The sequence below is a fragment of the Enterococcus sp. GPZ-007 genome (genome assembly GCF_059374735.1).
In genome coordinates, this window is record NZ_JCAFYN010000017.1 from 70184 (window position 1) to 77217 (window position 7034).

A 7034-nucleotide genomic window follows, 5' to 3' on the forward strand; every position below is an offset into this window, starting at 1 on the left:
AGAGGAAAAATAATGAAGATAAAAATTGAACGGAATCAAAAGGAAAAGACTCCAAAAAAGAAGAAAGAACGAGTCGTATCCGTGGGCAAGCATCGAAAAATGGTGCTTGCCCTTTGGCTTTTATTGTCTTGTAGCCTTGTTTTTGGCATCTACAAAAACTTCACCGCCATTGATCAGCACACGACTCATGAAAAAGTGGTAGTGAAAGAGAAGGTAGTGAATACTTCTGGGGTTGAAAGTTTTACGAAGGATTTTGCGAAAGAATATTTTTCATGGAAGAATAATAAAGAAGTAATTGAAAAGAGAATGAGTACTCTTGGACAGTACCTTACAGAAGAAGGTCTTACTTTGAGTCAAGATATGGTTCGAGTAGATATTCCTACTAGTTCTGAAGTTCAGTCAGTAAAAGTATTAGGTGTCGAAAAGGGCGCGGAAGATTTTACCGTTTCATTTTTAGTGGATCAAAAGATTACAGAAGGGAAAAAGGCACAATCGATTTCATCTGCATATAGAGTGACAATCTTTGAAGATGAAAATGGGAATCATATTGTGACGAGTTTGCCTACCATGATTGCAAATCCAGAAAAAGCGGAGTATGAGGTAAAACAAGTAGAAGGTGATTCAGAAATTGATATCAAAACAACGGAAGAAATTACGGAGTTTTTAGAGACTTTTTTCAAGCTTTATCCAACTGCTTCAGAAAAAGAACTTGAGTATTATGTAGAAAATAATGCGATGCGACCAATCAATGCAAATTTGAAATTTGTGGAGTTAGTGAACTCAGTTTTCTTCAAAGATGGCAATAATATTCAAGCGAAAATAAATGTAAAATACCTTGATAATTTATCGAAAACAACCAACTTTTTTCAATATAGATTAAGTTTGCAGAAAAATGAGAATTGGACAATCGTGGGATTCAAATAAAAATGAGTCGCATACAAGAGATGAAAGTAATTTGTATATTTGGCATTAAATTCTTTCAGTATTGTAGAGTAATCACGGAAAACCGTATCATAAATGATGCGGTTTTCTTGATTTAATATTTAAAATTTTAAAAGTTATCTAAATATGTTAAATCTACTTAGGTAACTACTATTCAAATGTAATACGAATCTGATGAATGAAGCTATGATAATTTATAATGGCACTGGACATATTTGAAGGCAAGATTCTATAAATCTCTAGACTAGAGTTTTTTTCGATAAGCTATGGAAATGATAAATTCGCCTGACAATAGGAGTAATTAAGAGATAAAAAATGAAATTCCCAATACCGTGTAACAAATCAAAGATGATTCCTTGTAGATAATACATCCAAAAATAGGGGAATTGGTAGATGAAAGTCTCCGTAATGGAGACAATTAGACCATAAATAAGTCCGCAAATAAAGACCCCGCATGCCTGCAAAATTATGTGTTTTTGGATAATTGGAATGTTACTAAAAGAATGGAATATCGTAATTATTCCAGTAAAAGCAATAAACTGGCCGATAGTCCAACTCCCTAATCCCAAGTATAGATTTGTTCCAAGCAAACTCAGGGATGAAACAATTAATGCATTTGAATAAGTATCATAAAAAGCAATTAATAAAATAATAGCACTCATAGGCTGAACATTTGGAATCCAGGTAAAGAGTAATCGTCCTACGATGCACGTAGCACTAATTAATGCGAGTCGTGTTACTCGTCTTATGGGAAACGATTGGGAAGTTGGTTTGGACATTGGTTGGCTCCTAATAGATAATGATAATCATTCTCATTCTATCAGAAATAAAATATATTTCAAGATTGAAATACACCGTATATAGTGCCATAATTCTATTCGAACACAATATATTGTGTTTTATTCAGAGAGGTGGTAATGGTGGATGAATTATCCAACTAGTTATATAGAAAAATTGAACCAAGATATTTTGCATTATCCAGAAGTAACCGGGGTTACTTCCGAAATGAAACAAACCTTTGAGGGTATTTCTCGTCTAATCATGTTAGATAGGTATGCATTTAAGGATATAGGTGGAAAGACCCTAGCAGTTGGAGATCTTGTCATCTTAACGACACATCCTGATCCGCAATATCCTGCAAGAGGAATCGGGAGTATTGAAAAAATTGAAAGAGATCAAGTGATAATTCATGTTGAGAAAGAATTCCAAAGCTCTTTGTCAGATCCCGATGAAATAGTATCAGGCTGTGTTATGCGAAAAATAAACGAAGTGGAAAAACCATTAGAACTCTATTTTGAGCAGATTGCTTATAGAGTAGCTAAAGGGATTGCCAAAATTGATGAGGAAAAATCGGAAGAATCATTTTTAGCATTTTATCATCACTTAGTAGCACAAAATTTAATTCCTGCAGGTCGAGTCCTTTATGGAGCTGGAACGAATACGGAAGTTACTTATTTTAATTGCTATGTAATGCCATTTATACACGATTCAAGAAATGGCTTAGCTAAGCATCGACAAGAAGTAATGGAAATTATGAGTCGTGGTGGGGGAGTGGGAACGAATGGTTCAACTCTCAGACCTAAAGCAGCGATTGTTCATGGTGTAAATGGAAGATCTTCAGGTTCAGTCTCTTGGTTAAATGATTTAGCCAACTTAACAAATCTTGTTGAGCAGGGTGGGAGTCGCAGAGGTGCTCAAATGATTATGCTTAATGACTGGCATCCAGATATTTTTGAATTCATTATTTCGAAAATTCAAAATCCGGCAATCTTACGAAACATGATTAGAACAAGTAAAAGTACAACCATTCGAAAATTAGCCCAGGAGAAATTAGTGTTTACTCCGTTATCACCAACGGAAAAAGCATGGTTAGAATACTATGTACAGCAAGATCAAGACGCCGTTTCTGATGATTCATTCTGGAAAGAAGCGCAACAAAAATTACAGGCTGGTGGAGTCTATAGTGTAAAAGACCCCAATTTTTTAACAGGTGCCAATATTTCTGTATGCCTAACCAAAGAATTCATGGAAGCAGTGGAAGCTAATCAGACCTACGAGTTACGCTTTCCCGATGTTGAATCGTATAATGCTACGGAGATGGCTGATTATGATGAAAACTGGGCTGAGATTGGGGATGTACGCGAATGGGAAAACACAGGGCGTAGAGTAAAAGTTTATCAGACCATTGAAGCCCGTGAACTTTGGGATTTAATTACTTATTGTGCGACATATTCTGCAGAACCTGGAATCTTTTTTATTGATAATGCGAATGAAATGACAAATGCGCAGGGCTATGGACAGAAAGTAGTGGCTACAAATCCTTGTGGGGAACAACCACTAACGCCTTATGCTGTTTGCAATTTAGCAGCCATTAATTTAGCAAATATAGTAAATAAAGAGGAGAAGACCGTAGATTTTGAAAAACTAGCGGATGTTGTGAGGACTAGTGTCCGATTCCAGGACAACGTAATTGATGCAACCCCATACTTTTTTGAGAAAAATGAAAAACAGGCAAAAGGAGAACGTAGAATTGGGCTTGGTGTGATGGGCTTGGCTGATTTACTAATTTATTGTGAAAAAGTTTATGGTTCTGAAGAAGGGAATCATTTGGTAGATCAGGTTTTTGAAAAAATTGCGACGGTTGCATATCAAACCTCGATTGAACTTGCTAAAGAAAAAGGAAGCTTTCCTTTCTTAACCGGTCAGACAGAAAAAGAAACACAAATTCTTCGCCAGCAATTCGTCCAGTCAGGCTATTTGAAAAAGATGCCGGAATCTTTGCGAGCAGCTATTAGAAAGCATGGTATTCGTAACTCACATTTACTAACCGTTGCCCCAACTGGTTCAACTGGGACTATGGCTGGAGTCTCAACTGGCTTGGAACCTTATTTTTCATTTTCTTATTTTAGAAGTGGGCGATTAGGAAAATTTATTGAAGTCCACGCGGAAATTGTAAATGAGTATCTAGCTGAACATCCAGAAACGGATGCAACAAATTTGCCGCAGTTCTTTGTCTCCTCTATGGACTTAACTCCGGAAGCTCATGTTAGCGTACAATGTACCATTCAGCGTTGGGTGGATAGTTCAATTTCAAAAACAGTGAATGCACCTAAAGGTTATCGTGTTGATCAAGTAGCTTCGGTGTATGAAGACTTATATCGCGGTGGGGCAAAAGGCGGGACTGTTTATGTTGATGGGAGTCGTGACTCTCAAGTATTGACACTAGAAGCTGAAGGCAATGATTTTTCTGATATTGACATAGATGAAAAAGAGGAAATAGAAGAATTAACCCGTAATGAAGTAGGCGAAATTTGCCCAATTTGTCATGAAGGAACAATAGAGGAAATCGGAGGATGCAGCACCTGTACTCACTGTAAGGTCCAACTAAAATGTGGTTTGTAAAAGACAAGCATGCTTGTCTTTTAACGACCCGGGAATGAAACAATTGACTTTTATATTATGATTACAAAAATCAATAGGAATAGATGCATCACGTGTTTATTTCTTTAGCAAATCATGAATAAAAAATTATTTCTGAGGAGTCTTTTATTTGAAGAAGAAACGGGTATTAATGTTAGTTTTTCTTGGACTATTTATTCTGACTGGATGTCAATCTACTAAATCAACTAATTCCATTGTTAAACAAGATTCTAGTGAACAAGCCGCTGGTGCAACCGTTCGCATAGAGCTGAAGGACAGTGGGGAAATGATATCCTCAAAGGAAGTGCAGTACAGCTCAGATGAAACCTTACTCCAAGTTTTAAAGGAGAATTTTAAGGTTGAAGAAAAGGATGGGTTTATCCAATCGATTGAAGGTCATGATCAAGACGAAAGTACAAATAAATACTGGACATTTACGATTAATGAAAAAATGGGTGAAAAAGGTGCAAATGAAATCAAATTGAAGAATAAAGATCAAGTGGAGTTCGATTTGAGCACTTATTGAATTGCTAAAGCGATATGTACTAAAAAAGAGTATCGTGTTCTTTTTTAGTATTAGTTTATTGCGTGTCTTAAATAAAAATTTTAAAGCTGACTATTGGGAGGGATTACTCTGAATGATCATCAGAGTAATCTCTTCTTATTTAAATTCAATAAGTGGAAATGACAAGACTAGGAAGAGAGTGGGGGCTAGTCAAAAAATATTGAATAAATTGATATAATGATTCTCTCAAGAAAATATGTTGTGTATTGTCAGTTCTCAAAAAATGTCATAGATATGTTTATTCTTATATTCGGAAGGAGTTTCTTTTTCAAAACGTTTAAAAACTTGAATAAAGTGACTCTGACTAGAGAAATGAAGCAACGTGGCTATCTCTTTATAGCTTTTGTCTGTGAAAAGCAAAAGAAACTTGGCTTCGGCTATTTTTTTTTGATTAATGTATGTGTGAACGGTTTGTCCTAAAGCTTTTTTGAATTGAGAATTTATATGAGTAGGATGTTTTTGAACTGATTGAGCTAAATCATTGATTGTTATACGTTCATAAATATGTGTGTCAATATAATTTAGTAGATCTTTAACCAAGCTACTTATTTCAGAATAAGGAAAGTTGTGAATAAGTTCCATAAATAAGAAAGATGATTCCTTAATATGTGCCATACATTCCGCTTCAGTCTCAATTGAAGGAGAGGAAAAGGGAACATTTAGTGAAAAGACTCCAACTGTGATTTATAGATATAAAAAAGATGATACGAGTACAAGTGAATCCAACAATGATAACCAGACTTCGGATACGACAAATGAATCCAATGAGGACAACAAGACTTCAGATACGACGAGTGAATCCAATAATGATGGAAACTCGAATTATAGTGAAACAACAGATTCGGAAGAGCCACCTTCCTCATCTAATACCACAATGGATGCTGAATTCAAAAAAGAAGACAATCAATTCAAGAAAGAGGCCAACCATAAATTAAAGAGTTATCCTAAAACAGGAGAAAAGAAATCTACAGTTATTATGGTAGTCGGAGTTGGACTCATTGCAATCGCTTTAGGTATGGTTTATTGGCGGAAGCGGAGAGGGTGATCGGATATGAAATGGCTTAAACGGATCCTTATAAGTTTGCTAATTCTTTTAGTGATAATCATCGTTTCCGGTTTTCTGATTGTACAATTAACACCTAAGCCTGTTAGTTTACTAGTTCGTAAGCAATTTGATTCAAGCCAACAGACACAAGTTTATACTCGGCCAGACTTTTTTGAAGAAAGTGAGGAAACTGTATCTATTGAAAGTGATATAAAATATCCTTCAGAAAATAAGAATAATAACATGGATGTTTATGTACCGAAAGAAATAGATCAAAGTGCTCCTATTTTGTTCTGGATGCATGGGGGTGCATATGTTGGTGGTGATAAAAGAGATTGTAAAGACTATTTAACAATGCTTAGTGCGCAAGCAAAAATAATTATCGTCAATGTCAACTATGCACTTGCACCTGATATCAGTCATCCAGTACCTGTACGACAGTTAAATGAAGCAGTTGCTGCGATAAAGAAGAGTCAGTATCCTATCGATTGGGATAATATTTATCTAGGCGGTGACTCAGCTGGTGCACAAATAGCAAGTGAATATCTGATTAGTTTAACAAATAAAAAATTGCAAAAGACAAATCAATTGAGTCCAGTATTGAAAAATGTTCAAATCAAAAAGTTTATATCACTTTCAGGACTGCTTGAACCAGATAAGTTTGCAGAAATTGATGATTCAATTTCAGGATTTTTATTTGAACAGAGTGGATGGGCTTACTTTGGTTATAAGAATTTTTCCAATAGGTCAGAGGTTAAAAACTTATCTTTGAGTAAACATTCTAAAGAATTACATCAAGAGTTCTTTTTTACTGATGGTAACCAAAAGACATTCACAAAGCAGATGAATACGACAGCTGAAGCTCTAAAACGAGATAATTTATCCGTAACCAAGATTTCCTATGATGAATCAAAGCTAGGTCATGAGTATCAGTTCGATTTTAATAATCCGGAAGCAGAAAAGACTTTTAAAGAATTAGTTGGTTTCATAGATAAGTAGCTTTATAAAAAATTGAGAAGTTTTTGATATTTAAAAGTCCAGCCCTCAAAAGAGGACTGGACT

7 protein-coding genes are annotated in these 7034 nt (G+C 35.3%); 5 read left to right on the top strand and 2 right to left on the bottom strand.

What is annotated here, in order from left to right:
* Positions 1–12: 12 nt before the first annotated feature.
* Positions 13–924 carry a conjugal transfer protein gene (locus AC4J95_RS10705; RefSeq protein WP_494549876.1) on the top strand — a complete coding sequence of 304 codons (912 nt, stop codon included), beginning with the start codon at positions 13–15 and terminating at the stop codon, positions 922–924.
* A 257-nt stretch (positions 925–1181) separates the two neighbouring features.
* Here AC4J95_RS10705 and AC4J95_RS10710 read toward each other — a convergent pair whose 3' ends face one another.
* On the bottom strand, positions 1182–1721 hold the full coding sequence (locus AC4J95_RS10710; RefSeq protein WP_118341331.1) for a cobalamin ECF transporter: 540 nt from the start codon (positions 1719–1721) through the stop codon (positions 1182–1184).
* A 145-nt stretch (positions 1722–1866) separates the two neighbouring features.
* On the opposite strand from AC4J95_RS10710, the gene AC4J95_RS10715 reads away from it, so the two are divergent.
* On the top strand, positions 1867–4344 hold the full coding sequence (locus AC4J95_RS10715; RefSeq protein WP_494549877.1) for a vitamin B12-dependent ribonucleotide reductase: 2478 nt from the start codon (positions 1867–1869) through the stop codon (positions 4342–4344).
* 148 nt (positions 4345–4492) lie between these two features.
* The gene (locus AC4J95_RS10720) at positions 4493–4888 is read left to right on the top strand and encodes a DUF4430 domain-containing protein (protein ID WP_154066626.1); all 396 of its coding nucleotides are present in this window, start codon (positions 4493–4495) and stop codon (positions 4886–4888) included.
* Positions 4889–5143: 255 nt separating this feature from the next.
* On the opposite strand, the gene AC4J95_RS10725 is transcribed toward AC4J95_RS10720, so the two are convergent.
* Positions 5144–5542: a helix-turn-helix transcriptional regulator gene (locus AC4J95_RS10725; RefSeq protein ID WP_494549878.1), complete on the bottom strand. Its 399-nt coding sequence runs from the start codon at positions 5540–5542 to the stop codon at positions 5144–5146.
* A gap of 64 nt (positions 5543–5606) precedes the next feature.
* Between AC4J95_RS10725 and AC4J95_RS10730 the strand changes: the two genes are divergently transcribed.
* A complete protein-coding gene (locus tag AC4J95_RS10730) occupies positions 5607–5972 on the top strand; it encodes an LPXTG cell wall anchor domain-containing protein (protein ID WP_231453601.1) in 366 nt (121 codons plus the stop codon).
* 6 nt (positions 5973–5978) lie between these two features.
* Positions 5979–6971, top strand: a complete 993-nt coding sequence (locus AC4J95_RS10735) for an alpha/beta hydrolase (RefSeq protein ID WP_270597963.1) — start codon at positions 5979–5981, stop codon at positions 6969–6971.
* Positions 6972–7034: the final 63 nt, after the last annotated feature.